This window comes from Pseudomonas spelaei (genome assembly GCF_009724245.1).
Taxonomy (GTDB): Bacteria; Pseudomonadota; Gammaproteobacteria; order Pseudomonadales; family Pseudomonadaceae; genus Aquipseudomonas; species Aquipseudomonas spelaei.
Genome location: NZ_WNNK01000006.1, coordinates 195,720 through 222,598, shown reverse-complemented (window position 1 = coordinate 222,598; position 26,879 = coordinate 195,720). Strand labels below are relative to the sequence as shown.

22 protein-coding genes and 1 pseudogene are annotated in these 26,879 nt (G+C 60.6%); 17 read left to right on the top strand and 6 right to left on the bottom strand.

Annotation, left to right across the window (positions count from 1 at the left end; genetic code table 11):
• The first annotated feature begins 40 nt into the window (after positions 1-40).
• The 17 genes from GNF76_RS09590 (at position 41) to GNF76_RS09510 (ending at position 20,837) form a co-directional block, all read left to right on the top strand.
• A complete protein-coding gene (locus GNF76_RS09590; RefSeq protein ID WP_017478193.1) occupies positions 41-892 on the top strand; it encodes an ABC transporter permease in 852 nt (283 codons plus the stop codon).
• Complete coding sequence (locus tag GNF76_RS09585) at positions 889-1,713, top strand: quaternary amine ABC transporter ATP-binding protein (RefSeq protein WP_155582930.1); 825 nt, start codon at positions 889-891, stop codon at positions 1,711-1,713. Before GNF76_RS09590 ends, GNF76_RS09585 begins: the two co-directional genes overlap by 4 nt.
• A gap of 135 nt (positions 1,714-1,848) precedes the next feature.
• Positions 1,849-3,372: a histidine ammonia-lyase gene (hutH, locus tag GNF76_RS09580; protein ID WP_155582929.1), complete on the top strand. Its 1,524-nt coding sequence runs from the start codon at positions 1,849-1,851 to the stop codon at positions 3,370-3,372.
• 115 nt (positions 3,373-3,487) lie between these two features.
• On the top strand, positions 3,488-5,026 hold the full coding sequence (hutH, locus tag GNF76_RS09575; protein WP_155582928.1) for a histidine ammonia-lyase: 1,539 nt from the start codon (positions 3,488-3,490) through the stop codon (positions 5,024-5,026).
• Between the two features lie 195 nt (positions 5,027-5,221).
• Complete coding sequence (locus GNF76_RS09570) at positions 5,222-6,631, top strand: amino acid permease (protein WP_155582927.1); 1,410 nt, start codon at positions 5,222-5,224, stop codon at positions 6,629-6,631.
• 16 nt (positions 6,632-6,647) lie between these two features.
• Positions 6,648-7,853 (top strand): imidazolonepropionase, encoded by a 1,206-nt coding sequence (gene hutI, locus GNF76_RS09565; protein ID WP_155582926.1) that lies wholly within the window; start codon positions 6,648-6,650, stop codon positions 7,851-7,853.
• 29 nt (positions 7,854-7,882) lie between these two features.
• Positions 7,883-8,683 carry an N-formylglutamate deformylase gene (gene hutG, locus GNF76_RS09560; RefSeq protein ID WP_178123252.1) on the top strand — a complete coding sequence of 267 codons (801 nt, stop codon included), beginning with the start codon at positions 7,883-7,885 and terminating at the stop codon, positions 8,681-8,683.
• Positions 8,684-8,814: 131 nt separating this feature from the next.
• Positions 8,815-9,762, top strand: a complete 948-nt coding sequence (locus tag GNF76_RS09555; protein ID WP_155582924.1) for a choline ABC transporter substrate-binding protein — start codon at positions 8,815-8,817, stop codon at positions 9,760-9,762.
• Between the two features lie 156 nt (positions 9,763-9,918).
• Complete coding sequence (locus tag GNF76_RS09550; protein ID WP_155582923.1) at positions 9,919-10,854, top strand: alpha/beta hydrolase; 936 nt, start codon at positions 9,919-9,921, stop codon at positions 10,852-10,854.
• Between the two features lie 103 nt (positions 10,855-10,957).
• On the top strand, positions 10,958-11,929 hold the full coding sequence (gene pip, locus GNF76_RS09545; RefSeq protein WP_155582922.1) for a prolyl aminopeptidase: 972 nt from the start codon (positions 10,958-10,960) through the stop codon (positions 11,927-11,929).
• Positions 11,926-12,363: a D-aminoacyl-tRNA deacylase gene (dtd, locus tag GNF76_RS09540; RefSeq protein ID WP_155582921.1), complete on the top strand. Its 438-nt coding sequence runs from the start codon at positions 11,926-11,928 to the stop codon at positions 12,361-12,363. Before pip ends, dtd begins: the two co-directional genes overlap by 4 nt.
• Positions 12,364-12,687: 324 nt before the next feature.
• Positions 12,688-14,388 (top strand): glucan biosynthesis protein, encoded by a 1,701-nt coding sequence (locus GNF76_RS09535; RefSeq protein WP_218585287.1) that lies wholly within the window; start codon positions 12,688-12,690, stop codon positions 14,386-14,388.
• Positions 14,381-16,951, top strand: coding sequence for a glucans biosynthesis glucosyltransferase MdoH (mdoH, locus tag GNF76_RS09530; protein WP_155582919.1), 2,571 nt, complete (start codon positions 14,381-14,383; stop codon positions 16,949-16,951). Before GNF76_RS09535 ends, mdoH begins: the two co-directional genes overlap by 8 nt.
• Positions 16,952-17,192: 241 nt before the next feature.
• Positions 17,193-17,993, top strand: coding sequence for a transporter substrate-binding domain-containing protein (locus tag GNF76_RS09525; RefSeq protein ID WP_155582918.1), 801 nt, complete (start codon positions 17,193-17,195; stop codon positions 17,991-17,993).
• A gap of 220 nt (positions 17,994-18,213) precedes the next feature.
• Positions 18,214-19,011 carry a transporter substrate-binding domain-containing protein gene (locus tag GNF76_RS09520; RefSeq protein ID WP_155582917.1) on the top strand — a complete coding sequence of 266 codons (798 nt, stop codon included), beginning with the start codon at positions 18,214-18,216 and terminating at the stop codon, positions 19,009-19,011.
• Positions 19,012-19,150: 139 nt separating this feature from the next.
• Positions 19,151-20,110 (top strand): amino acid ABC transporter permease, encoded by a 960-nt coding sequence (locus tag GNF76_RS09515; protein WP_155582916.1) that lies wholly within the window; start codon positions 19,151-19,153, stop codon positions 20,108-20,110.
• Positions 20,103-20,837, top strand: a complete 735-nt coding sequence (locus tag GNF76_RS09510) for an amino acid ABC transporter ATP-binding protein (protein ID WP_010169160.1) — start codon at positions 20,103-20,105, stop codon at positions 20,835-20,837. The genes GNF76_RS09515 and GNF76_RS09510 overlap by 8 nt, the downstream gene beginning before the upstream one ends.
• Before the next feature lie 4 nt (positions 20,838-20,841).
• On the opposite strand, the gene GNF76_RS09505 is transcribed toward GNF76_RS09510, so the two are convergent.
• From GNF76_RS09505 to tatB, 6 genes and pseudogenes are all read right to left on the bottom strand, one after another.
• Positions 20,842-22,749 carry a methyl-accepting chemotaxis protein gene (locus GNF76_RS09505; RefSeq protein ID WP_155582914.1) on the bottom strand — a complete coding sequence of 636 codons (1,908 nt, stop codon included), beginning with the start codon at positions 22,747-22,749 and terminating at the stop codon, positions 20,842-20,844.
• 172 nt (positions 22,750-22,921) lie between these two features.
• Positions 22,922-23,635, bottom strand: a complete 714-nt coding sequence (locus tag GNF76_RS29910) for a methyl-accepting chemotaxis protein (RefSeq protein WP_425502818.1) — start codon at positions 23,633-23,635, stop codon at positions 22,922-22,924.
• Between the two features lie 144 nt (positions 23,636-23,779).
• Positions 23,780-24,838 (bottom strand): annotated as a pseudogene (locus tag GNF76_RS29905) (methyl-accepting chemotaxis protein); the annotation flags it as partial.
• 103 nt (positions 24,839-24,941) lie between these two features.
• The gene (locus GNF76_RS09495) at positions 24,942-25,649 is read right to left on the bottom strand and encodes a 16S rRNA (uracil(1498)-N(3))-methyltransferase (RefSeq protein WP_178123250.1); all 708 of its coding nucleotides are present in this window, start codon (positions 25,647-25,649) and stop codon (positions 24,942-24,944) included.
• Positions 25,646-26,437, bottom strand: coding sequence for a twin-arginine translocase subunit TatC (gene tatC, locus GNF76_RS09490; protein ID WP_155582912.1), 792 nt, complete (start codon positions 26,435-26,437; stop codon positions 25,646-25,648). The genes GNF76_RS09495 and tatC overlap by 4 nt, the downstream gene beginning before the upstream one ends.
• Entirely contained in the window at positions 26,434-26,871 is a 438-nt protein-coding gene (tatB, locus tag GNF76_RS09485; RefSeq protein WP_155582911.1) for a Sec-independent protein translocase protein TatB, read from the bottom strand. The genes tatC and tatB overlap by 4 nt, the downstream gene beginning before the upstream one ends.
• Positions 26,872-26,879: the final 8 nt, after the last annotated feature.

The following is a 26,879-nucleotide window of genomic DNA, read 5'->3' as shown; positions in this document are numbered from 1 at the left end:
CCGGGCGCCTGGCCACAACCCACTGGATCGAGAGCACGATATGTTTCCTGAGAGTTTTACGTTTTCCATCGCCGACTGGGTCAACAGTTGGGTTGATTCGCTGGTGACCAACTACGGCGATGTGTTCCGGCACATCTCCGACACCCTGCTATGGGCCATCGTCAACCTGGAAGGCGTGCTGCGTGCAGCGCCCTGGTGGTTGATGCTGGCGATCGTCGGCGGTATTGCCTGGCACGCCACCCGCAAGGTGGTCACCACGGCTGTGATTGTCGGCCTGCTGTTCCTGGTGGGCGCGGTCGGGCTGTGGGACAAGCTGATGCAGACCCTGGCGCTGATGATGGTGGCCACGGTGATCTCGGTGCTGATCGGGATCCCCCTGGGCATTCTTTCGGCCCGCAGCAATCGCCTGCGTTCGGTGCTGATGCCGTTGCTGGACATCATGCAAACCATGCCCAGCTTCGTGTACCTGATTCCGGTGCTGATGCTGTTCGGCCTGGGCAAGGTCCCGGCGATTTTCGCCACGGTGATCTACGCTGCGCCGCCACTGATCCGCCTGACCGACCTGGGCATTCGCCAGGTGGACGGCGAAGTCATGGAAGCCATCAACGCCTTTGGCGCCAACCGTTGGCAGCAACTGTTCGGCGTGCAATTGCCCCTGGCCCTGCCGAGCATCATGGCCGGGATCAACCAGACCACCATGATGGCGCTGTCGATGGTGGTGATTGCCTCGATGATCGGCGCGCGTGGCTTGGGTGAAGACGTGTTGGTAGGCATCCAGACCCTCAACGTTGGGCGTGGCCTTGAAGCCGGCCTGGCGATTGTGATTCTTGCAGTGGTCATCGACCGCATTACCCAGGCCTATGGTCGTCCACGGCATGAGGCGAGCAAATGACTACTGTCAGCAAGATTGAAGTCAAAAACGTATTCAAGATTTTCGGTGCTCGTTCCAAGGACGCACTGGCGCTTATCGGCCAGGGCAAGACCAAGGATCAGGTGCTGGCCGAGACCGGTTGTGTGGTGGGTGTGAACGACCTGTCCCTGAGCATCGGCACTGGCGAAATCTTCGTGATCATGGGCCTGTCAGGATCCGGTAAATCCACGTTGGTGCGCCACTTCAACCGCCTGATCGACCCGACCAGCGGCGCGATCCTGGTGGACGGCGAAGACATCCTGCAACTGGACATGGACGCCCTGCGCCAATTCCGTCGGCACAAGATCAGCATGGTGTTCCAGAGCTTCGGCCTGCTGCCCCACAAGAGCGTGCTGGACAACGTCGCCTACGGCCTGAAAGTGCGCGGCGAAACCAAGCAAGTGTGTACCGAACGGGCGCTGCACTGGATCGAGACCGTGGGCCTCAAGGGCTACGAAAACAAATACCCGCACCAGCTTTCCGGCGGCATGCGCCAACGGGTGGGCCTGGCCCGTGCGCTGGCGGCCGACACCGACATTATCCTGATGGACGAAGCCTTCAGTGCGCTCGACCCGCTGATCCGTGCCGAAATGCAGGACCAGTTGCTGGAGCTGCAAAAGACCCTGCACAAGACCATCGTGTTCATCACCCACGACCTCGACGAGGCCGTGCGCATCGGCAACCGCATTGCGATTCTCAAGGACGGCAAGCTGATCCAGGTCGGCACCCCGCGCGAGATCCTGCATTCGCCGGCGGATGAGTATGTGGACCGCTTTGTACAGCGGCGGGCGGCGGTGGTCTGATCCGCTAGTTGTGGTGAGTCGGCTGGCGCTATCGCAGGCAAGCCAGCTCCCACATTTGAACTGCATTCCCCTGTGGGAGCCGGGCTTGCCCGCGATGAGGCCGGCAAAGCTGTAGAAAATATGAAGAGGTCAACAATGTCCCAGGCTGAAAAAATCATCATCGCCGACGCTCCGATGCGTTGGCAGGACGTGGTCGCCGTGGCCCGTCACGGCGCGGTCCTTGAACTGTCGGGCCAGGCCTGGGCGCGGATCGATAATGCCCAGGCCATCGTCCAGCGCATCGTCACCAGCGGTGAACGCGCCTATGGCGTCAACACCGGCCTGGGTGCCTTGTGCAACGTCTCGCTCGAAGGCGAGCAACTGAGCCAGCTGTCGCGCAATACGCTGCTTAGCCACGCATGTGGCGTGGGTGCACCATTGAGCGATGAGCAGACTCGGGCAATCATCTGTGCTGCAATCATCAACTACAGCCACGGCAAATCCGGGTTGCACCCGCAGGTGATTCATTCGCTGCTGGCGCTGTTGAACCATGGCATCACCCCGCAGGTACCGTCCCAGGGTTCGGTGGGTTACCTGACGCATATGGCCCATATCGGCATCACGTTGCTGGGCGTCGGCACGGTCAGCTACCGGGGCCGCATCGTCCCGGCGCACGAAGCCTTGGCGGCCGAAGGTTTGCAGCCTGTGGTGCTCGGCGCCAAGGACGGTCTGTGCCTGGTCAATGGCACGCCGTGCATGACTGGCCTCAGCTGCCTGGCCCTGGATGACGCACACCGCCTGCTGCAATGGGCCGACGTGATCGGTGCCATGAGTTTCGAAGCCCAGCGCGGTCAGATCGATGCGTTCGATGAAGAGATCATCGCCCTCAAGCCACACCCGGGTATGCAGCAAGTGGGCATTAACCTGCGTGCGCTGCTGGACGGCAGTGAAGTGATCGCCACCAGTAAAGGGATTCGCACTCAGGACGCTTTGAGCATCCGTTCGATTCCCCAGGTCCACGGTGCAGCTCGTGATCAGTTGGAGCACGCCACCCGGCAGATCGAAACCGAACTTAACGGTGCTACCGACAACCCGTTGCTCCTCGGCACTGCGGACAATTACCGCGTGGTGTCTCAGGCCAACCCGCACGGGCAGTCTGTGGCATTGGCGGCCGACATGTTGGCCATCGCCATGGCGGAAATCGGCTCCATCGCCGAGCGTCGCCTGGACCGTCTGATCAACCCTCACGTCAGCGGCTTGCCGGCCTTCCTGGTGAGCAACCCCGGCGTCAACTCCGGGATGATGATCGTGCAGTACGTCGCCGCCTCGCTGTGCGGGCAAAACCGCCAACTGGCGCAACCGGCGGTGCTCGACAACTTCGTCACCTCGGGCCTGCAGGAAGATCACCTGAGCATGGGCACCAATGCCGCACTGAAGCTGCATCAAGTGCTGGAAAACGTCACCCAGATCCTCGCCATCGAGTACCTGCTGGCGGCCCAGGCTTTCGAATTTCTCAAAGCACAACGTTTCGGCGCGGGTACTGATACCGCCTGGCGCGTGCTGCGTGAACAGGTCCCGGCCTACGACCAGGACCGCTGGCTGGCGCCGGACATCGCTACAGCGGCAACGCTGCTGAAAGACACCGCCTTGCTGCAACGAACGCTACCGAATTTGCACTGAAAATTTTTCCAACAATAACCAGCGTGCCAAGCCGTCAGTCACTCAAAAAGAGGACAGCGGCGGATAACGGAAGCATCCGGAGCGACTGGTAGTTAACAACACTCTCAAAAGGAGCATGAATGTGACTGCGCTAAACCTGATTCCAGGCCAACTGAGCCTTGCCCAACTGCGTGCCATCTACCAGCAGCCGGTAACCCTCAGCCTGGATGACAGCGCTTCGGCCCAGATCGAAGCCAGTGTCGCCTGCGTGGAGCAGATTCTCGCCGAGAACCGCACCGCTTACGGCATCAACACCGGTTTCGGCCTGCTGGCCTCGACCCGTATCGCCAGTGAAGACCTGGAAAACCTCCAGCGTTCCCTGGTGTTGTCCCACGCCGCCGGTGTCGGCGAGCCCATCAGCGATGCACTGGTGCGGTTGGTCATGGTGCTCAAGGTCAACAGCCTGAGCCGTGGTTTCTCCGGGATTCGCCGGCAAGTGATCGATGCGCTGATCGCCCTGATCAACGCCGAGGTGTATCCGCACATTCCCCTCAAGGGTTCGGTGGGTGCATCCGGTGACTTGGCGCCGTTGGCGCACATGTCGCTGGTACTGCTGGGTGAAGGCAAGGCACGCTACAAGGGCGAATGGATGGAGGCGACCGAAGCGCTGAAAGTCGCCGGCCTGACGCCGCTGACCCTGGCCGCTAAAGAAGGTCTGGCGCTGCTCAACGGCACCCAGGTGTCCACTGCGTTTGCCTTGCGCGGCCTGTTCGAAGGCGAAGACCTGTTCGCCGCCGCCCTGGCCTGTGGTGGCCTGACGGTGGAAGCCGTACTGGGTTCGCGTTCGCCGTTTGATGCGCGTATTCACGCTGCCCGCGGCCAACGCGGCCAGATCGACTCCGCCGCCGCTTATCGTGACCTGCTGGGCGAGAGCAGCGAAGTGTCCAAGTCCCACCAGAACTGCGACAAGGTTCAGGACCCGTACTCCCTGCGTTGCCAGCCGCAAGTCATGGGTGCCTGCCTGACCCAGTTCCGTCAGGCCGCCGAAGTGCTGGTGATCGAAGCCAACGCTGTTTCCGACAACCCGTTGGTGTTCGCTGCCGAAGGTGACGTGATTTCCGGCGGTAACTTCCACGCAGAACCTGTCGCCATGGCCGCAGACAACATGGCCCTGGCCATCGCTGAAATCGGTTCCCTGAGCGAGCGCCGCATCTCGTTGATGATGGACAAGCACATGTCGCAACTGCCGCCGTTCCTGGTAGCCAATGGCGGCGTGAACTCCGGCTTCATGATCGCCCAGGTGACTGCAGCGGCCTTGGCCAGTGAGAACAAGGCATTGTCCCACCCGCATAGCGTGGACAGCCTGCCGACGTCGGCTAACCAGGAAGACCACGTATCCATGGCGCCGGCTGCAGGCAAGCGTCTGTGGGAAATGGCGGAAAACGTGCGCGGTATTCTGGCGGTGGAATGGCTGGCGGCGTGTCAGGGCCTGGACCTTCGTGATGGTTTGAAAACCTCGCCGAAGCTGGAAAAAGCCCGTGGCATCCTGCGCGGTAAAGTGCCGTTTTATGAGAAGGACCGTTTCTTCGCGCCGGACATCAACGCCGCGAGCGAGCTGTTGGCCAGCCGTTGTTTGAATGAGCTGGTGCCGGCGAAGTTGTTGCCGAGCCTGTAAGCGCCTTGCTCAAAACTGGGTCGCCAAGGTGATCCAGTGTGGGAGCTGTCGAGCTTTAGCGAGGCTGCGATGACGTCGGCACAGCTGGCATTAATGTCGCCTGACCCGCCGCTATCGCAGCCTCGCTAAAGCTCGACAGCTCCCACCATTGTTCAGCGCTTCACCTTCTCAGATAAGAACAATTAGGGACGAGAAATGCACCAGCAAGAAAAGGGTTTGAAACGCGGGCTGTCCGCCCGCCATATTCGCTTCATGGCACTGGGGTCGGCGATCGGCACCGGGCTGTTCTACGGTTCCGCCTCGGCTATCCAGATGGCTGGCCCAGCCGTGTTGCTGGCCTACCTGATCGGTGGCGCCGCCGTATTCATGGTCATGCGCGCCCTCGGCGAAATGGCCGTGCACGACCCGGTGTCCGGCTCGTTCGGCCACTACGCCAGCACCTACCTGGGACCAATGTCGGGCTTTATCCTCGGCTGGACCTACGCCTTTGAAATGATCATCGTCTGCCTGGCCGACGTCACCGCCTTTGGCATCTACATGGGCTTCTGGTTTCCCGAAGTCGCCCGCTGGGTCTGGGTGTTGGGCATCGTCCTGGTGATCGGCGGCCTGAACCTGTGCAACGTCAAAGTCTTCGGCGAGATGGAGTTCTGGCTGTCGCTGCTCAAGGTGGCGGCCATTGTCGCGATGATCCTCGGTGGTTTCGGCATCATGCTGTTCGGTATTCATTCATCGGCGGATGCACCGGCTACCGGCCTGAGCAACCTGTGGGCCCACGGCGGATTTATGCCTAACGGCATCGGCGGCCTGATCGCCTCCTTCGCAGTGGTGATGTTTGCCTTCGGCGGGATTGAAATCATCGGCATCACTGCCGGCGAAGCCAAAGACCCGCAACGCGTGATTCCCAAGGCGATCAACGCGGTGCCGCTGCGCATCCTGTTGTTCTACGTGCTGACCCTGTTTGTACTGATGGCGATCTATCCATGGCCGCAAATCGGCAGCCAGGGCAGCCCGTTTGTACAGATCTTCAGCAATCTGGGCATTGGCTCGGCGGCGACCATCCTCAACATCGTGGTGATCTCGGCTGCGGTCTCGGCCATCAACAGTGACATCTTCGGCGCCGGCCGCATGATGTACGGCCTGGCTCAGCAAGGTCATGCACCCAAAGGTTTCGCCCAACTGTCGAAACAGGGCGTGCCGTGGATGACCGTGGTGGTGATGGGTATCGCCTTGTTGGGCGGCGTGGTGCTCAACTACCTGATCCCGGAAAACGTGTTCCTGGTGATCGCCTCGCTGGCGACCTTTGCTACCGTTTGGGTATGGCTGATGATCCTGGTGACTCAAGTGGCGATGCGTCGCTCGATGACCAAGGAGCAAATCGCCGACCTGAAATTCCCGGTGCCGTTCTGGCCTTACGCACCTGCGGCGGCCATCGTGTTCATGCTGTTTATCTTCGGCGTGCTGGGTTATTTCCCGGACACCCAGGCCGCCCTTGTGGTCGGCGCCGTGTGGATCGTGCTGCTGATCGTCGCCTACCTGCTGTGGGTCAAGCCGGCGGCCGGGCAAGCAGCCAAGGTTCATTACGACCCGGCTTTGACTCATCGATAACTGACGGAGACGTTGGATGAAAACGCTTTGGCAACACTGCCACGTCGCAACCATGGCCCAGGGCAAGTACTCGATCATCGAGGATGCCGCCATGGTGACGGCCGGTACGCTGATCGAGTGGATCGGCCCACGGGCCGAGCTGCCGAACGGCGACTACGCCCAGGTTCATGACCTGCAAGGGGCTTGGGTCACGCCGGGGCTGATCGACTGCCACACCCACACGGTGTTCGGCGGCAATCGTAGCGGTGAATTCGAGCAGCGGCTCGAAGGCGTGAGCTACGCCGAGATCGCCGCCAAAGGTGGCGGTATTGCCAGCACCGTGCGTGCTACCCGTGCCGCCAGCGAAGATGAGCTGTTTGCCAGTGCCCACAAGCGCCTGCGCAGTTTGCTGCGCGACGGTGTGACCACGGTGGAGATCAAGTCCGGCTATGGCCTGGATTTGGCCAGCGAACGCAAGATTTTGCGGGTGATCCGTCGCCTCGGCACCGAGCTGCCGGTCAGCGTGCGCAGCACGTGCCTGGCGGCCCACGCCTTACCGCCGGAATACGCCGATCGCGCCGATGACTACATCGAACACATCTGCCAGGAGATGCTCCCGGCCCTGGCAGCCGAAGGGCTGGTGGATGCCGTCGACGCCTTCTGCGAATACCTGGCGTTCTCCCCCGAGCAGGTGGAGCGGGTGTTTATTGTCGCGCAACAACTTGGCTTGCCGGTGAAGCTGCACGCCGAGCAACTCTCGTCGCTGCATGGCTCCAGCCTGGCCGCGCGTTATCAGGCGCTGTCGGCGGATCACCTGGAATTCATGACCGAAGAAGACGCCATCGCCATGGCCGCTTCCGGCACCGTCGCGGTGTTGTTGCCGGGGGCGTTCTACTTCTTGCGGGAAACCCAGCTGCCGCCGATGGAAGCCTTGCGCAAGCACGGCGTGAAGATCGCCATCGCCAGCGACCTCAACCCTGGTACCTCGCCAGCCTTGTCCGTGCGTCTGATGTTGAACATGGCCTGCACCCTGTTCCGCATGACCCCGGAAGAAGCCCTGGCCGGCGCCACACAACATGCGGCCACCGCCTTGGGCATGGGCGAGACCCATGGTTCGCTGGAAGTGGGCAAGGTCGCAGACTTCGTCGCCTGGCAGATTGATCGTCCTGCCGACCTGGCTTACTGGCTGGGTGGCGAACTGGATAAACGCGTCGTGCGCCACGGCGTCGACGTCACTGTTTAAAGCTGCCTTTGTGAATGAGGAGTACCGTTGTGGATAAGGTTCTGAACTTCAAACAAGGCCGTGTGCCGCTGCTGATCAGCATGCCCCACGCGGGCTTGCGCCTGACGCCGGCCGTTGAGGCAGGCTTGATTCCCGAGGCGCAAAGCTTGCCGGACACGGACTGGCATATCCCCACGCTCTATGACTTTGCGCAAGAGCTGGGCGCCAGCACCTTGGCTGCCGAATACTCGCGGTTTGTGATTGACCTCAACCGGCCCTCTGACGACAAACCGCTGTACGTCGGCGCTACCACCGGCCTGTACCCGGCGACGCTGTTCGACGGTGTACCGTTGTTCCGCGAAGGGCTGGAGCCGTCGAAGGCCGAGCGCGCGACTTATCTGGAGCAGGTCTGGACGCCGTACCACCGTACCCTGCAAGAAGAACTGGCCCGGCTCAAGGCCGAGTTCGGCTACGCGTTGCTGTTTGATGCCCACTCTATCCGCTCGGTGATCCCGCACCTGTTCGAGGGCAAGTTACCGGACTTCAACCTTGGCACCTTCAATGGTGCTTCCTGCGATCCGCAACTGGCCAGCCAACTGGAAGCCATCTGCGCCGGTCATCCGCAGTACAGCCATGTGCTGAACGGGCGCTTCAAGGGCGGCCATATCACCCGGCACTACGGCAACCCGGCGCAGAATATTCATGCGGTGCAACTGGAACTGGGGCAGTGCACGTATATGGAAGAGTTTGAGCCGTTCCGTTATCGGGCGGATTTGGCTGAGCCGACCCGGGTGGTGTTGAAGGAACTGCTGGAAGGGTTCCTGGCATGGGGGCATAAGCATTACGGGTGACCATCGGTCGCCCCTGTGCAAATCCCTGTCGCCACAGGTCGCTTTTATCGAGGTTTCGCTGGGTAAGGTGTTGGGTACGGCGCGTCAGACGCCATCCCCGACAATAAGAACTGCCGAGTGAGACCTCTTTCATGAAAAGACTGTTCAACCGTTGCTTGTTGATCCTCACCGGCACCGCACTCCTGAGTGCCAACGCCATGGCCGCTGACCCGGCCGTCTGCAAAACCGTACGCATGGGCGTGGTCAGTTGGACCGATGTGGTGGCCACCAGCGGCGTGGCCGACGTGCTGCTCACCGGCCTCGGCTACGACAGCAAGCAAACCAGCGCCGTGCAGCAAATCATCTTTGCCGGCATCCGCGACAAGCGTCTGGACATCTTCCTCGGCTACTGGAAACCGGCGATGGACAACAACATCGCGCCGTTCCTGGCAGCCAGGCAGGTGAAGGTGTTTGCTACACCGAGCCTGTCCGACGCCCAGGCTACCTTGGCGGTGCCGCAGTACGTTTCTGACGCGGGCCTGAAAACCTTCGCTGACATCGCCCGCTTCAAGCAGCAACTGGGCGGCAAGATCTACGGCATCGAGCCGGGCAGTGGGGCTAACACCGATATCCAGAAAATGATCGACAGCAATCACTTCGGCCTCGGTGGCTTCAAGCTGATTGCCTCCGGCGAAGCGGGCATGTTGGCGGCGGTGCAGCGGGCGGTGAATCGCAAGGAGTTCGTAGTGTTTGTCGGTTGGACCCCGCACCCGATGAATATCAATATGAAGATGGCCTACCTGACCGGCAGCGAAGATGTCTTCGGACCCAATGAAGGTGCGGCCACTGTCTCCACCGTCACCGCGCCGGATTACGCCGAGCGTTGCCCGAACGTTAACCGCCTGTTGGAAAACCTCACCTTCACCGCTGCCCAGGAAAGCCAACTGATGGTGCCGATCATGGATCGCAAGACGCCTCAGGACGTGGCCAGGCAATGGCTGCGCGACAATCCTGAGGACTTGCAGCGCTGGTTGGCGGGTGTGACGACGCTTGACGGGAAAGATGGCGTAGCGGCCGTACAGGCCAGCCTCAAACCCTGATTCAACGAAGATCAATGTGGGAGCTGGGCTTGCCCGCGATGGCGCAGTGACAGTCGCTGAAGATGTTGGTTGATCTACCGCTATCGCGGGCAAGCCCGGCTCCCACACTGGATCTGTGGTGGTTGTTAAATCTCCATCTTCAGGACGATCTCTTTTATGTCCCGTTATTCGATATCCCAGCAGCTTTACGCCTTCGTTGAAAAAACCGAATCCTTCACTCATGACGACACGTCGCTGGCGGGTTTGCGCCAGGCTTACGACCGCATGTGCCGAGCCTTCACCCCGCGACAGCCCGAAGGGTTGCAGGTATCGGATTTCCCTCTGGCTGGCGTGGGCGTACGCAGCTATCAACCATCGACGCCCACGCCTCCCTCCGGTTGGCCCTGCATCCTTTATATGCACGGCGGCGGCTGGGTGGTCGGTGGCCTGGATTCCCATGATTTCATCTGCCTTGAGCTGGCCAGCGCGCTACAGGTGCTGGTGATCGCCATTGATTACCGGCTGGCCCCCGAACATCCGTTTCCAGCAGCCTACGACGATTGCCGGGCGGTCTGGCAGGCCATTCAGTTATGCGAAACACCCTACGAGATCGACCTCCAGCGGCTGGTAGTTGTCGGCGATAGTGCCGGTGGCAACCTTGCAGCGGCCTTGTGCCTGGGTTTACGGGATGACCGGCAGCCGCTGCCTCGGGCCCAGGTGCTGGTCTATCCGGGGCTGGGCGGCGCTGCCGATTTGCCCTCCCGGCGTGACTGCTTCGATGCGCCGCTGCTCAGCACCAGCGACACCGAGTGTTACCTGACGCTCTATCTGCGCGGCTCGGGGAAGCCATCACCTTACGCCATGCCGCTGCTGGCCGAGGACTTCAGTAGCTTGCCACCGGCGTTGATCGCCGTGGCGCAATTCGACCCGCTGCGCGATGACGGCATGCTCTACGCCGAACGCCTGCAAGGGGCTGGCGTGGCCGCCACGCTGTATCCGGGGAAAGGGCTGATTCATGGCTGTTTGCGAGCGAGGGGGCAGGTGCCCGAGGTGGATCAGTTGTACGAATACTTGCTGGGCTATCTGCGCGAGGTTCTGTTGACGCAAGTCTGAAGCGTCAAGGACATGCTCATTGCACAATTCGGGTTTATGATGCCAGACGGCAAAATAATAGATGTCCCCCCAGGGATGAACTCGACCCCTTACGGAGCGCGCAATGCAGACTTTGTACCCGCAGATCAAACCCTACGCCCGGCACGATCTGGCCGTCGACGAAACCCACGTGCTGTATGTTGACGAAAGCGGTTCCCCGGAAGGTTTGCCCGTTGTGTTCATCCATGGTGGCCCCGGTGCCGGGTGCGACGCCAACAGCCGCTGCTATTTTGATCCCAACCTGTACCGCATTGTCACTTTTGATCAGCGCGGCTGCGGACGCTCCACTCCACGGGCCAGTTTGGAAAACAACACCACCTGGGACCTGGTGGCCGACCTTGAGCGGATTCGCGAGCACCTGGGTATCGAAAAATGGGTGCTGTTCGGCGGGTCCTGGGGGTCGACCCTGGCCCTGGCCTACGCGCAAACCCACCCTGAGCGCGTGCATGGCCTGATTGTGCGCGGCATTTTCCTCGCTCGCCCCCAGGATATTCAGTGGTTCTACCAGGCGGGTGCCAGCCGCCTGTTCCCGGATTACTGGCAGGACTACCTCGCTCCTATTCCTCAGGAAGAGCGCCACGACCTGCTCAGCGCCTACCACAAACGCCTCATCGGTAACGACCAGATTGCCCAGATGCACGCCGCCAAGGCATGGTCCACCTGGGAAGGCCGTATGCTGGGACTGTGCCCGAACCCACAGTTGATCGAGCGCTTTTCCGAGCCACAACGCGCCTTGTCGATTGCCCGTATCGAATGCCACTATTTCACCAACAACTCGTTCCTTGAACCGAACCAATTGATTCGAGACATGCACAAGATCGCCCATTTGCCTGGCGTAATCGTGCATGGCCGCTACGATATGATCTGCCCGTTGGATAACGCTTGGGAGTTGCATCAGGCTTGGCCCAACAGCGAACTGCAGATTATTCGCGAGGCCGGCCATGCGGCTTCCGAGCCCGGAATCACCGATGCACTGGTGCGTGCGGCGAGTGAAATGGCACGACGCCTGCTCGATCTACCGCCTGAAGAAGCATGAAGGGGCTTTTGCAACGGGTGCGAGGCGCCCGGGTCGAGGTAGAGGGGGAGGTTGTGGGGGCGATCGACCAGGGTTTGCTGGTGCTGGTGGCCGTCGAACCTTCAGATACCCAGGCGAGTGCCGACAAATTGCTGCACAAGCTGCTTAACTATCGGGTGTTCAGCGACGGCGAGGGCAAGATGAACCTGTCCTTGAAGGACATCGGTGGCGGTTTGCTACTGGTGTCGCAGTTCACCTTGGCCGCAGACACCAAGAGTGGCCTGCGCCCCAGTTTCTCCACGGCGGCTCCACCGGCACTGGGAGAAGCGCTTTTCAACTACCTGCTGTTACAAGCGCAACAATTGCATGGCACGGTGGCGTCGGGGCGTTTTGGCGCGGATATGCAGGTGCATTTGGTCAATGATGGCCCGGTCACCTTCCTGTTACAGACCTGAATGTACTAAAAACGACTTTTAATGCCTAAAAACACAGGTTTTCGCTACAAATACTTCGCTGCCCCTGATGCGTTGTCTCGCGGGCTACTAGATAATCGCGCGCTACGGGGATCAGCGTTGTTTGGTCCATATTTGACTTAAGTAGAGCTTTGTCCGACAGCCATTGGGGAATCATTTAGCCCCATCGGAGTCGGAACATTGCTCGCCAACCTGGCATATAGATAGCTGGCCGTTGGTTTTTTGATCTGTTTTCGGCGAGGGTTGCTCGTGATTGTTAGTCCCTGTAATGCACCAAAATTGTCTGCCAAACGGTTACGAAACGTACTGGTGACGGGCTCCGCCCTGTTTTGCCTGTTCGGCGCCGGTCAACTGTGGGCATTCAGTCTGGATGATGTGTCGGCCAAGGCAAAAGAGCTGGCCGGGCAGAAATACGAAGCCCCGCGCAGCAATTTGCCTAACGAATTCCGCGAAATGAAGTTCGCTGATTACCAGAAAATTCGTTTCCGCAATGAGAAAGCCGAATGGGCCGATCAGAAAACCCCGTTCAAGCTGTCCTTCTATCACCAGGGTATGCACTTTGATACGCCGGTGAAGATCAACGAAGTTACCGCCGACAGCGTCCAGGAAATCAAGTACGACCCGGCTCGTTTCGATTTCGGCGACGTCAAGTTTGACCCCAAAGCTACCGAACAGCTGGGTTATGCCGGTTTCCGCGTCCTGTACCCGATCAACAAGGACGACAAGCAAGACGAAATCATGACCATGCTCGGCGCCAGCTACTTCCGCGTGGTGGGTAAAGGTCAGGTGTATGGCTTGTCCGCCCGTGGCATGGCCATCGACACCGCCTTGCCGTCCGGCGAAGAGTTCCCGCGTTTCACCGAGTTCTGGATCGAGCGTCCAAAACCGGGTGACAAGCACCTGGTGATCTTTGCCTTGCTCGATTCGCCGCGGGCCACTGGCGCCTATCGCCTGATCCTGCGTCCGGGCACCGACACCGTGGTCGACGTCAAATCCCAGATGTTCCTGCGTGACAAGGTCACCAAGCTGGGCATCGCTCCATTGACCAGCATGTACCTGTTCGGCGCCAACCAGCCGTCCAAGGTCCTCAACTACCGTCGTGAACTGCATGATTCCAGCGGTCTGTCGATCCATGCCGGTAACGGCGAGTGGATCTGGCGCCCGTTGAACAACCCTAAACACCTGTCGGTCAGCAACTTCACCGTGGAAAACCCACGTGGTTTCGGCCTGTTGCAACGTGGCCGCAATTTCAGCCACTACGAAGACCTCGACGACAACTACGACAAGCGCCCAAGCGCCTGGATCGAGCCTGAGGGCGACTGGGGCAAGGGTTCCGTCGACCTGGTGGAAATCCCGACCGCCGATGAAACCAACGACAACATCGTTGCCTTCTGGAGCCCGGAAAAACTGCCCGAGCCAGGCAAGCCGCTGGATGTCAGCTACCGTCTGCACTGGACCCTGGACGACGCGGCCTATCACTCGCCTGACAGTTCCTGGGTCAAGCAGACCCTGCGTTCGACCGGTGACGTCAAGCAGTCGAACCTGATTCGTCAGCCGGACGGCAGCGTGGCGTACCTGGTGGACTTCGAAGGGCCTGCCCTCAAGAAATTGCCGGCGGATGCCCCGGTGCGTAGCCAGGTCAGCGTCGGCGACAACGCCGAGATCGTTGAGAACAGCGTGCGCTACAACCCGCATACCCAAGGCTGGCGCCTGACCCTGCGCTTGAAGATCAAGGATGCAGGCAAGCCTACCGAGATGCGTGCGGCCCTGGTGCAGGACATCGTCAAACCTGAGCCTGAGAAGGCTTCGAGCCAGGTGCTCAAGGCTGACAAGGTCTTGGCCAAGCAGCACGAGAAACAGGCCAGGAAAGACGCCAAGGAAGCGAAAGAAGCCAAGGACAAGGATGCCAAGCAGCCAGAAGCGGCTGCCCCAGCCACACCAGAGCCGACCAAGACCGAACAAGTCCTGAGCGAGACCTGGAGCTATCAGTTGCCTGCCGATGAGTAATTCCCAAGCCCAGCCAGAGACTCTGAGCGAGTACCTGGCGCATCTCCCGATGACCGATGAGCAGCGCGCCGAATTGGCGGGCTGCACGTCCTTCTCCGAACTGCACGAGCGCCTGTCGTCGGCTACCTTCGATGCGCCTGTCGACGCTGCCCAAGCGTCGGTGGGCCGTCGGCTGACCCTCAACAGTGCCGAAGAGCTGCAAGATGCCGAAATGTTGGCGCTCGACGCCAGCGGTCGGGTTTGCCTCAAGGCCACGCCGCCGATCCGTCGGACCAAGGTAGTGCCTGAGCCCTGGCGCACCAATATCCTGGTGCGTGGCTGGCGTCGCCTGACCGGTCGCACCAATCCTCCGGCACCGCCGAAGGATGAGCGCGTGTTGCCGGCTGCCCGCTGGCGCACCGTCGGTTCGATTCGTCGCTATATCCTGTTGGTGCTGATGCTCGGCCAGACCATCGTCGCAGGCTGGTACATGAAAGGCATCATGCCTTACCAGGGCTGGTCCTTCGTCGACTTTGACGAGATCCGCAACCAGACCCTGCTGCAGACGGCCACCCAGGTGCTGCCTTACGCCCTGCAAACCAGCATCCTGGTGTTGTTCGGGATTCTGTTCTGCTGGGTCTCGGCCGGTTTCTGGACCGCGCTGATGGGGTTCCTGGAACTGCTCACCGGACACGATAAGTACCGTATTTCCGGGAAAAGTGCCGGCAACGAGCCGATCGCGAAAGAAGCACGTACTGCTTTGGTCATGCCGATCTGCAACGAAGACGTGCCCCGAGTATTTGCCGGCTTACGCGCGACTTTCGAGTCGGTCGCCGCGACCGGTGATCTGGACCGCTTCGATTTCTTCGTGCTCAGTGACAGTAACGACGCCGATATTTGTATCGCCGAGCAGCAAGCCTGGCTCGACGTCTGCCGTGAAGCCGGCGGGTTCGGCAAGATCTTCTATCGCCGCCGTCGCCGTCGCGTCAAACGCAAGAGCGGCAACCTCGACGACTTCTGCCGTCGTTGGGGGGGTGACTACAAGTACATGGTGGTCCTCGACGCCGACAGCGTAATGAGCGGCGAATGCCTGACCAGCCTGGTGCGCTTGATGGAAGCCACACCGGACGCCGGGATCATCCAGACCGCGCCACGGGCGTCGGGCATGGACACCCTGTATGCGCGCATGCAGCAGTTCGCCACCCGCGTCTATGGCCCGCTGTTTACCGCCGGCCTGCACTTCTGGCAGTTGGGTGAATCCCACTACTGGGGGCACAACGCGATCATCCGCATGAAGCCGTTTATCGAGCACTGCGCCCTGGCGCCGTTGCCAGGTAAAGGCGCGTTTGCCGGTGCGATCCTCTCCCACGACTTCGTTGAAGCCGCGCTGATGCGCCGTGCCGGCTGGGGCGTGTGGATTGCCTACGACTTGCCGGGCAGCTACGAAGAGCTGCCGCCGAACCTGCTGGATGAGCTCAAGCGTGACCGTCGCTGGTGCCACGGTAACCTGATGAACTTCCGCCTGTTCCTGGTCAAGGGCATGCACCCGGTGCACCGCGCGGTGTTCCTGACCGGGGTGATGTCGTATCTGTCGGCACCGTTGTGGTTCTTCTTCCTGGTGCTGTCGACGGCACTGCTGGCGGTGAACACACTGATGGAACCGCAGTACTTCATGGCACCACGGCAGTTGTACCCGCTGTGGCCGCAATGGCATCCGGACAAGGCGGTGGCGCTGTTCTCCACCACTATCGTGCTGCTGTTCCTGCCTAAATTGCTGAGCATCATCCTGATCTGGGCCAAGGGCGCGAAAGAGTTCGGCGGCAAGTTCAAGGTGACCTTGTCGATGCTGCTGGAGATGTTGTTCTCCATGCTGTTGGCGCCGGTGCGGATGATTTTCCATACGCGCTTCGTGCTCGCCGCGTTCCTCGGCTGGGCTGCGACCTGGAACTCGCCACAGCGTGACGACGACTCCACGCCATGGAGTGAAGCGGTCAAGCGCCATGGCCCGCAGACCTTGCTCGGCTTCTTCTGGGCACTGTTGGTGGTGTGGTTGAACCCAAGCTTCTTGTGGTGGCTGGTGCCGATTGTCGGTTCGCTGATGCTGTCGATTCCGGTGTCGGTAATCTCCAGCCGGGTCAAGCTGGGCCTCAAGTCTCGCGACGAGAGCCTGTTCCTGATCCCTGAGGAGTACAACCCGCCCCAGGCGTTGCTGTCGACCGACCAGTACACCCACGAAAACCGTTGGCACGCGCTGAATGACGGCTTTGTGCGGGCGGTGGTCGATCCTCAGCAGAACGCTCTGGCCTGTGCCCTGGCGACCTCCCGTCATGGTCAGGCCGAGCCGATTGAGTGGCTGCGCATCGAGCGTGTTCGTCATGCATTGAAAGTCGGCCCTGCCGGCCTCAACAACGGCGAGCGCCTGGCCTTGCTCAGCGACCCGGTCGCCCTGGCTCGCTTGCATGAACAGGTTTGGAGCGAAGGTCATGCCGAGTGGCTGACAGCTTGGCGTGCCTCGGTCAAAGCCGATCCTCATGCGCCATTGCTTCCTCTGAAACCGCAAGCGTCCCAGGCCCTGCCTGCCTGAGTCTGACGCCCCCGAGCTAACACCTCGGGGGCGTTCGATGGTTCCTTCCTACAGCGTTTTTCCTTTCTGTTTCATTGCGCTAACCCCTTGTTATTTCGAAACAAAAGTCCATCACGTGGACCGTACTTCCCGGCCGGGGAGTGGGTTAGGATCGCCCCCCAAATCTGACTCGTCTTCTCCTGTTTTGCGCTGAAGTGCGCATGAGCAGGTGCGCGAGTGCTTAATGGAACAGGGGCATTTCATGATCAAAAGGTATTTGTCGGTGCTGCTGTTTGGCATTGTTGCGCTTTCCCACAGCTGCCTGGCGCAGGCCGGAGCGATTGATGAGGCCGTCCGGCGTGGGGTGCTGAAAGTCGGGACTAATCCCACCTATGTCCCTTTCGAAATGACCGATAAGCGGGGCCGTATCGTCGGTTTTGAAATCGACCTGTTACGGGAGATGAGCAAGTCCCTGGGGGTGAAGCTGGATCTGGTAACGGTGCCTTACACCGAGCTGGTTCCAGGGCTGATTGCCAGCCAGTTCGACATGATCGGCAGCGGTATGACCGTGACCCAGGAGCGCAACCTTGCGCTCAATTTCAGCGATTCGTTCATCATCGTCGGGCAGACGGTGCTGCTTCATCCTCGGTGGGCAGGCAAGGTCGGCAGCATCGAAGACTTGAACGAAGCGGGTTATCGGATCGTTGCAACCGAAGGCACCACAGGGGAGGCGGCGGCCAAACGGTTTCTGGGTACTGCACAGTTGCGCAGTTTTCCAACCCCGGAAGAGGGCGTTCGCCAGGTGGTCGAGGGCAAGGCCGACGCCTTTATCCATGACGCGCCCTATAACCTGATCGCCCTTACCCGGCCGGAAAACAGCCAGCTGCTGGCGTTGGAACAACCGTTCACCTACGAGCCCCTGGCGTTTGGCCTGAGAAAGGGCGATTACGACAGCCTCAACTGGATCAATCATTTTCTCAATCAGATTGCCCAGGATGGCACCTACGATCGCCTGCACGATAAGTGGTTCAAGGACACGGATTGGCTGGCGGAAATTGATTGAAAGTCATAACTGCTTACACATCTGGCGAGGCTTGAGCGCTTGCCGCGAACGCTCTACCCGCGCTGCCGTCACTGTATTTGTGCGCTTTTTCTGTCATATCCCCCAACAAACATGGGCTAGACCTTTGTGCTATTGGGCGAGTGGGTTAGCATCGCACCCCGAAATGGTGCAGCCCTTTGCGCGCCGACCTCACAATAAAATGAGTTCAGGGGACTTGATGATGAAAAAGTATCTTTCGATGCTGCTGCTTGGCGTCTCGGCGCTGGTAGCGGTCAATGCGGCACACGCCGGTGCCATCGATGATGCCGTCAAGCGTGGGACACTGAAAGTCGGCATGGACCCGACCTACATGCCCTTCCAGATGACCAACAAACGCGGTGAAATCATCGGCTTTGAAGTCGACATCCTCAAGGCCATGGCCAAGTCCATGGGCGTCAAGTTCGAGCCGATCTCCACCGGCTACGACGGCATTATTCCGGCCCTGCTGACCGACAAGTTCGACATGATCGGCAGCGGCATGACCCTGACCCAGGAACGCAACCTGCGCCTGAACTTCAGCGAACCCTTCATCGTTGTTGGCCAGACCCTGCTGATTCGCAAGGAACTGGAAGGCACCATCAAGTCCTACAAAGACCTGAACGATGAGAAGTACCGCCTGACCTCCAAGCTCGGCACCACCGGTGAGATGGTTGCCAAAAAGCTGATTTCCAAGGCCAAGTACCACGGTTACGACAACGAACAGGAAGCGGTGCTCGACGTGGTGAACGGCAAGGCCGATGCCTTCGTGTATGACGCGCCGTATAACGTGGTCGCCGAGAAAAAAGTCGGCAACGGCAAGCTGGTGTTCCTTGAAGAACCCTTCACCTTCGAACCCTTGGCGTTTGGGTTGAAGAAAGGCGATTACGACAGCATCAACTTCATCAACAACTTCCTGCACCAGATCCGTAACGACGGCACCTACGATCGCATCCATGACAAGTGGTTCAAGAGCTCCGAGTGGCTCAAGGACATGGAATAAAGCTAGTGCCGCGTCGTCTTCATCGCAGGCAAGCCAGCTCCCACATTTGACCGAGTTGTCAGGGTGGACATCAATCCAGGTGGGAGCTGGCTTGCCTGCGAAGGCGACCTGACAGGCGACATCAATCCCGGAACCTGAAATGAAACAGAAAAAAGCCCAATGGCCCTGGCACCTGCTGACGGTGGTCGTGCTGGTCGGCCTGGCTGGCGCGCTGTACTACGCCACCTCGCTGATGTCCTACGAATGGCGCTGGAATCGCGTGCCGCAGTACTTCGCTTATCAGGCTGAAGAGTCCCAGCGTGCAGCGGACATTTCCACCGTCGTTGAACTGGTACGCAAAGGCGATGTGGCCGAAGTCACCCTGCGCAACGACGCGGGTGTCGAACAGCACCTGACGGTTGCCGACAACAGTCTGCAAGTAGCGCGCGGCGACGATGTGGCTGAAGGCGATGTGGTTGGCGTAAACCGGCATTGGGCGCTGGGCCCGCTGATGTGGGGTTTGTGGACCACCTTATGGCTGTCGGTGGTGTCCGGTATTCTCGGCCTGCTGATCGGTCTGGCCACGGGGCTGTGTCGTCTTTCAAACAACCCGACCTTGCGGGATCTGTCGACGATCTACGTCGAACTGGTACGCGGTACGCCGCTATTGGTGCAGATTTTCATTTTCTACTTCTTCATTGGCACGGTGTTGAACCTGTCCCGGGAATTCGCCGGGATCGCCGCCTTGTCGCTGTTTACCGGTGCCTACGTGGCGGAAATCATTCGTGCCGGGGTGCAGTCGATTGCCCGTGGCCAGAATGAAGCGGCCCGCTCCCTGGGCCTGAGTGCCGGCCAGTCGATGCGCCATGTGGTATTGCCGCAAGCGCTCAAGCGTGTGCTGCCGCCACTGGCCGGGCAATTTATCAGCCTGGTCAAGGACACCTCCCTGGTGTCGGTCATCGCTATTACCGAACTGCTCAAGAGCGGGCGCGAAGTGATCACCACCTCGTTCTCGCCGTTTGAGATCCTGTTCTGCGTTGCAGGCCTGTACCTGCTGATCAACCTGCCGCTGTCGAAAATCGCCAGTCGGCTTGAGCGGAGGCTCGCGCAAAGTGATTGAAGTCCGCGATCTGGTAAAAGTCTTCGACACCCGTGGGCATGTGGTCCGTGCGGTGGATAACGTCACCACTCAGGTGGCCAAGGGTGAAGTGCTGGTGGTGATCGGTCCGTCCGGTTCTGGCAAGTCGACCTTCCTGCGCTGCCTCAATGGCCTGGAAGCGTTCGATTCGGGTTCGGTGAGCATCGACGGCCTGCAACTGGCTGATCCGAAGACGGATGTGAACGCCTACCGCCGTGAAGTCGGCATGGTGTTCCAGCATTTCAACCTGTTCCCGCACATGACTGTGCTGGAAAACCTCTGCCTGGCGCAAAAGGTCGTGCGCAAGCGCGGCAAGAAAGAGCGTGAAGCCAAGGCCCTGGCCTTGCTGGAAAAGGTCGGGATAGCCCAGAAAGCCAACGAGTTTCCGTCGCGGCTTTCCGGCGGCCAGCAGCAGCGCGTAGCCATTGCCCGTGCGTTGGCCATGGAGCCGAAGGTGATGCTGTTCGACGAGCCCACCTCGGCGCTGGACCCGGAAATGGTCGGCGAAGTGCTGGACGTCATGAAGACCCTGGCCCTGGAAGGCATGACCATGGTCTGCGTGACCCACGAAATGGGCTTTGCCCGCGAAGTGGCGGACCGGGTGCTGTTCTTCGATCATGGCAAACTGCTGGAAGACGCCGCCCCGGCGCAGTTCTTCGACGCACCGAAGGATCCGCGGGCCCAGGCGTTTTTGCGTCAGGTCCTGTAACGGGTCACACCTTGAACTTGCCCACCCACACCTGCAACTCCGCTCCCAGTCGCGCCAGTTCTACACTGGCGTCGGCTGTCTCCTGACTGGCGGCCGAGGTCTGCTCCGACACATCCTTAACCTTCAGCACGCTGCGGTTGATTTCCTCGGCGACGGCTGTTTGCTCCTCGGCGGCAGCGGCGATCTGCGGGTTCATCTCCTGGATCACCGACACGGTGCGGGTGATGCTGGCCAGGGCATCGCCGGCACGGCGAGTCAGTTCGACACTGTTGTCGGTGAGGTTGCGGCTGTTGTCCATGATGTCTGCGACCTGCTGTGTGCCCCTGTGCAGGCTGCCAATCAGCTCTTCGATTTCCTCGGCTGATTGCTGCGTACGTTGTGCCAAGCTGCGCACTTCATCGGCCACCACGGCAAAGCCCCGGCCTGCTTCACCAGCGCGAGCCGCCTCTATCGCCGCATTGAGCGCGAGCAGATTGGTCTGTTCCGAGACGGATTTGATCACGTCCAATACGCTGCCAATTTTCTGGCTTTCCTGTTGCAAGCCTTGCATTGCCTGGCTTGAGCGGGACATTTCCTGGGCCAGGTGTTCGATGTGAGTAATCGCTTCAGCCACCACCTGATCACCCATGCCCGCCTGCCGGTCAGCTTCGGTGGCCGCCGCCGAGGCTTGCTCGGCATGGCGCGCGACTTCCTGGGAGGTGGCGAGCATTTGGTTCATCGCGGTGGCGACCTGTTCGGTTTCCTGTTTCTGGTCGTCGATTCCGCTTCGGGTCTGTTGGGTGACGGCAGACAATTGCTCGGCGGCGCTGGCGACCTGCCGGGCGTTGTCGCTGATACCGCTGATCAAGCCCCGCAGGTTGATGGTCATTTGTCCGATACTGCGTTGCAGTTGCCCCAGCTCGTCCCGGCGCGAGGTCTGGATGTCGTGGCTCAGGTCGCCCTCGGCAATCCGGTTGGCGGTCAGTAGGGCCTGGCGTAACGGGGTGACGATCTGCCCGGAGATCAGCCACGCGGCCAAGGCGCCCAGCAGTAGCGCGGCAGCGGTGACATTGAGCATTAGGGTGCGGGCCTGGTCGGCTTCTTTGTCACGTTGTTCGGTCTGGTACTGGCTCAGCAGGTCGCTTTGTTTGAGCAATTGATCGAGCCATTGCTCCAGTTGATTCTGGGTAGTTTCGGTGGTGACCTGAGCCTCCTTGAGTCGGGTCAGTTGGGTGCGGTAATCGAGCACGGCATTTTTCAGCGAAGTTGCGTCCACCGGCAGAGTCGCTACGACGGCCTGAGCGCTGTCGAGTGCCTGGAACGCGTCAGCGACAGCTTGGGCATAGGCTTCCAGTGAGGCGGCTGCCCAGGCGGGGGCCTGGGCACTGTCTTCGGCTTTTTCCATGGCCTGGCGCAGGTTTTCTATCGCGTCCAGCGCCTTTTCGTCGTCCTGGTTGGGCAGGTCGCTGGCCAACTGTGCGAGGGTGTCACTGGCCTGGACGGAGCCGCGCTTGAGCTGCTCACGGGCGTTTTCACGCTGTTCAATCAGGTTGGGCAGGCCATTCAGGGCGGTTTTGAAACTGGCTGTCAGGCGGTTCGAGTCTTGTACCTGCTGCCGGCTGGCTGGGTGTTTCAGGCGATCGGAAAGTTCGGCCAGGTAGCCGTCTATTTTCTCCATGTGCAGACCGATCCTGGTCAGGCTCGATGGAGTATTCAGGGTGCGGTAGACAATCCGCTCAGCCCGCAGCTCTTCGCCCGTCACGGCCAGTTGAGAAAGGACGGTCAATGATTGCGAGCGAAAGAGTGAGGCGCTCAAGGCTTGCCAGCCCGTCAGGGCGATAGCCAGGCTCAGTGCCAAGACCAGGGCGAAGCCAAGGGTGAGTTTGAGGGTGACGCTGGTGTTGCCTAATACGCGGGTCAGTGGACGAAACATGGTGAGCCTCCAACGAATCAAAGAGAGCGTTTCGACAGTCCGGCTGACGCGGGTCAGGGGGAGTTGAAACGCTACTTCTATTCGGCGTGAGGTGTGTAATCCACGACCTGAAAAACGTGTAGGAAACTTCGCAAGCTGTCAGGACGGGAGCCATGATGGCCGCCGCGAGGGGTCAGGTCCTGAAACGGCCCACGAGGGTTTGCAGGTAGATCCCCAGCCGAGCCAGTTCGGCACTGGAGGCAGCGGTTTCTTCGCTGGCGGCGGAGGTCTGTTCGGAGACATCGCGCACATTCAGCACACTGCGGTTGATTTCTTCGGCCACTGCGCTCTGTTGTTCGGCAGCGGTCGCGATTTGCTGGTTCATCGCCTGGATCGCCGAAACCGTGCGGGTGATATTTTTCAAGGCACTGCCGGCCCGGCGAGTCAGTTCGACACTGCTGTCGGTGAGGCCACGACTGTTGTCCATGACGGTCGACACCTGCAGGGTGCCGGCTTGCAGGCCGACAATCAGCTCTTCGATTTCCTCGGTGGACTTCTGGGTGCGCTGGGCCAGGCTGCGCACTTCGTCGGCGACCACCGCGAATCCCCGCCCGGCTTCCCCGGCACGGGCGGCTTCGATGGCCGCGTTGAGGGCCAGCAGGTTGGTTTGCTGGGCCACCGACTTGATCACGTCCAGCACGCTGCCGATCTTGTCGCTTTCGCGTTTGAGATGGCCCATGGCTTCGGTGGAGTTACCCACCTCGCTGGCCAGCCGCTCGATCTGCGCGATGGCTTCGCCGACCACCTTGTCGCCTTCGCGAGCCTGCTGGTCAGCGGCGACGGCGGCTTCGGACGCTTCTTCGGCGTTGCGCGCGACTTCCTGCACCGTGGCGGCCATTTCGTTCATGGCGGTGGCGACTTGGTCAGTCTCGACTTTCTGGCTGTTGACCCCGGCGCTGGTCTGTTCGGTGACCGCCGACAGTTGCTCGGCAGCACTGGCGATCTGGGTGACACCATCGCTGATACCGCCAATCAATTCCCGCAGGCCTACGGTCATGCTTTGCATGGCCCGTTGCAGTTGGCCCAGTTCATCGCGGCGCAGGGAGGTCAGGTTGTGGCTCAGGTCGCCAGAGGCCACGCGCTCGGCGACTTTGAGGGTCTGGCTCAGTGGAGTGACGATCTGCCGGGTGATCGCCCATGCAGCCACTATGCCGAAGACCAGCGCCAGGGCGGTGGCCAACAGCAACAGGTTCTTGGCGTGTGCTGTGTCGGTGTCGCGGACCACGGTTTGAGAGGTGGTGAGTTTTTTACTGTGGTCCAGCAGAATTTCGCCCTGCTCGGCCATGATTTTCATCGCCGCCGTGCTGGCTACCTGTGCGTCCCGATACTGGCTGACTGCGGCTCGGTACGCTTGCAGCGATACGCTGGCGTGTTGCAGGTTGGCCTGGAAGGGCTCTGGCAATTGGCCGTTAAGGCTGGTGATTTTCTTCAGGGCGTTGTCGATGGCGTCCAGGGCCGGCTGCTGCGCTTCAACCTTGCCACTGTAGGTGTAGCCGCGCACCTGGAAGCGGGCCTGCTGGATCAGCTTGCTCAAGTCGACCACGTTGTTGAATTGACTGACGCTGTCGCCTTGCAGCAGCGACTGCTCGACTTCACCGACCTTGAGCACTGCGTTGTCGGCCGTATCACCAAGCTTACTGCGGGCGTCTTCGCGGTTGGCGCCCGCCTGGGTCATGGCGGTAAACGCACGTTTGTATTGGTCAACGGCGGCCAATTGCTCATCGATCAGGGCGATATCGGCGGGTTGTTCGATCAGGCTGCGAGCGGTTTTCAGGCCGGTGTCCAATTGGCCCAGCAAGTCGTTGACGGCCTGCGGCCCTTGTTCGCCACGGCGCATTTCATAGTCCAGGCGCGCCAGGCGCAACTCCTGGGTCAGCTCATTGAGGCTGGAGATAAAACCCAGCTTGTCACCACGGCTGATCACGCCGCCAAGGCCGGTCCAGCCGGTGAAGCTGATCAACACGGTCAATATCAACACCAGGCCAAAGCCTATGCCCAGCTTGCGATTGACACTCACATTCCCCAGATTCTCGGCTAACCAACGATACATGCTGCGAACTCCCTTTGAACAAGGCCTGGACTTATTCAAGGGCTATCGGCATATCGGGAAAAATCTGTAGCCGCGGCCTCATACCTCGGCAGCGGCTACAGGGTTAGAACAGGCGGGCGAGCAGGGCTGTGACGGCGGTTTCGACCCGCAGGATGCGTGCGCCTAATTGAACCGGCTGCAAACCGGCCTTGGCCAGCAGATCCACCTCGTAGGGGATCCAGCCGCCTTCCGGGCCGATGGCCAGGGTTACGGGCTCATCCAGGCCACGGGGGCAGGGAGGATAGTCGCCAGGATGACCGATCAGCCCGAGGGTGCCGTGGGTCAGGGCGGGCAAACGGTCTTCAACAAAGGGCTTGAAGCGTTTTTCGATAATGATCTCGGGCAGTACCGTGTCCCGGGCCTGTTCCAGGCCAAGAATCAACTGTTCCCGAACCGCCTCGGGCTCCAGGAAGGGTGTCTGCCAGAAGCTCTTTTCCACCCGATAGCTGTTGACCAGCACCACCCGTGGCACACCCATGGAGGCCACGGTTTGCAGGACGCGACGGAGCATTTTCGGGCGGGGCAGAGCCAGCAGCAGGGTCAGTGGCAGTTTCGTCGGTGGCGGCTGATCGAGGCTGACTCGCAGCTCCGCTTCATGGGCTTCCAGGCGCAGCAGCTCAGCGTTGCCCATCAACCCGCCAATTCGTCCGACCCGCAGGCTGTCGCCCACTGCCGCACGGTGGACCTCCTGCATATGCACCAGGCGCCGATCGCGCAGGATCACCCGGTCGGCCGCGATAAAGTCGGCCTCCTCAAGCAGCAGCAGGTTCACGGCTGAGTCGCTGGCGGCTGGTCGTCGTCGGCGGGCTGGTCATCCGGATGGTCGCCGCGCTTACTGACCAGGCTGGCAAACAGAATGCCAATCTCGAACAGCATCCACATCGGCACGGCCAGCAAGGTCTGGGAGAAGATATCCGGTGGAGTCAGGATCATGCCGACCACGAAGCAGCCGATGATCACGTACGGGCGGATCTTCTTCAGGTATTTGACGTCGACCACGCCGATCCACACCAGCAGCACCACGGCCACCGGAATCTCGAAGGCCACGCCAAAGGCGAAGAACAGCGTCATCACGAAGTCGAGGTAGCTGGTGATGTCGGTCATCATCTCCACCCCGGCCGGGGTGGCGGCGGCGAAGAACTTGAAGATCAGTGGGAACACCAGGAAGTAGGCGAAGGCCATGCCGGTGTAGAACAGCAGGATGCTGGAGACCAGCAACGGCACTGCAATGCGCTTCTCATGTTTGTACAGGCCGGGGGCAATAAAGCCCCAGATCTGATGCAGGATCACCGGGATCGCCAGGAACAGCGACACCATCATCGTCAGCTTCAACGGCGTGAGGAACGGCGACGACACATCGGTGGCGATCATCGTCGCGCCGGCCGGCAGGTAATTGCGCAGCGGCGTGGAGACGAAAGTGTAGATCTGCTGGGTAAAGGCAAACAGCCCGGCGAAGATCACGAAGATTGCCGCGACACAGCGCAGCAGGCGGGTGCGCAACTCGGTGAGGTGCGAGACCAGCGGCATGTGCTGGTCGTTTTCCGGTTTATCAGCGCTCATGGGGCTCGCGGCGGCAATGTAGGGTCGTGGGGAGCGGGCGCTGTAGCGGGCGCCGGCGCGGGTTCTGTCGGGGTGGCGGGTGCAGGCTCTGTGGCGTGCACGGGTTCGACAACCGGTGTCGGCGTTGGCGCAACGGGTGGGGCAATGGAGTGCTCGGCCACGGGTTCAACCGGCTTGGGCGTTTCCTGCACCGGAGAGAGAATCTTCCGTGCCTCCTGTTCCAACGACAGAATGTGCTCGTTGTGCAGTTGCCGGCGAATCTCGTCGGCACCGATTTCCCGTTCAACTTCCTGTTTGATGGCGTTGAAACTGCGTTTCAGGCGCCCGATCCACAGGCCGGCCGTGCGCGCGGCACCGGGCAGGCGTTCCGGCCCCAGTACCAACAGGGCAACAAGGCCGACGAGCAGCAGTTCAGAGAAGCTGATACCAAACATTAGTCAGT

Bases quoted from the DNA above. Each gene is read 5' to 3' on its own strand.
- GNF76_RS09590 (WP_017478193.1), top strand. From the start codon at position 41: ATGTTTCCTGAGAGTTTTACGTTTTCCATCGCCGACTGGGTCAACAGT.
- GNF76_RS09585 (WP_155582930.1), top strand. From the start codon at position 889: ATGACTACTGTCAGCAAGATTGAAGTCAAAAACGTATTCAAGATTTTC.
- hutH (WP_155582929.1), top strand. From the start codon at position 1,849: ATGTCCCAGGCTGAAAAAATCATCATCGCCGACGCTCCGATGCGTTGG.
- hutH (WP_155582928.1), top strand. From the start codon at position 3,488: ATGAATGTGACTGCGCTAAACCTGATTCCAGGCCAACTGAGCCTTGCC.
- GNF76_RS09570 (WP_155582927.1), top strand. From the start codon at position 5,222: ATGCACCAGCAAGAAAAGGGTTTGAAACGCGGGCTGTCCGCCCGCCAT.
- hutI (WP_155582926.1), top strand. From the start codon at position 6,648: ATGAAAACGCTTTGGCAACACTGCCACGTCGCAACCATGGCCCAGGGC.
- GNF76_RS09555 (WP_155582924.1), top strand. From the start codon at position 8,815: ATGAAAAGACTGTTCAACCGTTGCTTGTTGATCCTCACCGGCACCGCA.
- GNF76_RS09550 (WP_155582923.1), top strand. From the start codon at position 9,919: ATGTCCCGTTATTCGATATCCCAGCAGCTTTACGCCTTCGTTGAAAAA.
- pip (WP_155582922.1), top strand. From the start codon at position 10,958: ATGCAGACTTTGTACCCGCAGATCAAACCCTACGCCCGGCACGATCTG.
- dtd (WP_155582921.1), top strand. From the start codon at position 11,926: ATGAAGGGGCTTTTGCAACGGGTGCGAGGCGCCCGGGTCGAGGTAGAG.
- mdoH (WP_155582919.1), top strand. From the start codon at position 14,381: ATGAGTAATTCCCAAGCCCAGCCAGAGACTCTGAGCGAGTACCTGGCG.
- GNF76_RS09525 (WP_155582918.1), top strand. From the start codon at position 17,193: ATGATCAAAAGGTATTTGTCGGTGCTGCTGTTTGGCATTGTTGCGCTT.
- GNF76_RS09520 (WP_155582917.1), top strand. From the start codon at position 18,214: ATGAAAAAGTATCTTTCGATGCTGCTGCTTGGCGTCTCGGCGCTGGTA.
- GNF76_RS09515 (WP_155582916.1), top strand. From the start codon at position 19,151: ATGAAACAGAAAAAAGCCCAATGGCCCTGGCACCTGCTGACGGTGGTC.
- GNF76_RS09505 (WP_155582914.1), bottom strand. From the start codon at position 22,749: ATGTTTCGTCCACTGACCCGCGTATTAGGCAACACCAGCGTCACCCTC.
- GNF76_RS29910 (WP_425502818.1), bottom strand. From the start codon at position 23,635: ATGAACGAAATGGCCGCCACGGTGCAGGAAGTCGCGCGCAACGCCGAA.
- tatC (WP_155582912.1), bottom strand. From the start codon at position 26,437: ATGAGCGCTGATAAACCGGAAAACGACCAGCACATGCCGCTGGTCTCG.
- tatB (WP_155582911.1), bottom strand. From the start codon at position 26,871: ATGTTTGGTATCAGCTTCTCTGAACTGCTGCTCGTCGGCCTTGTTGCC.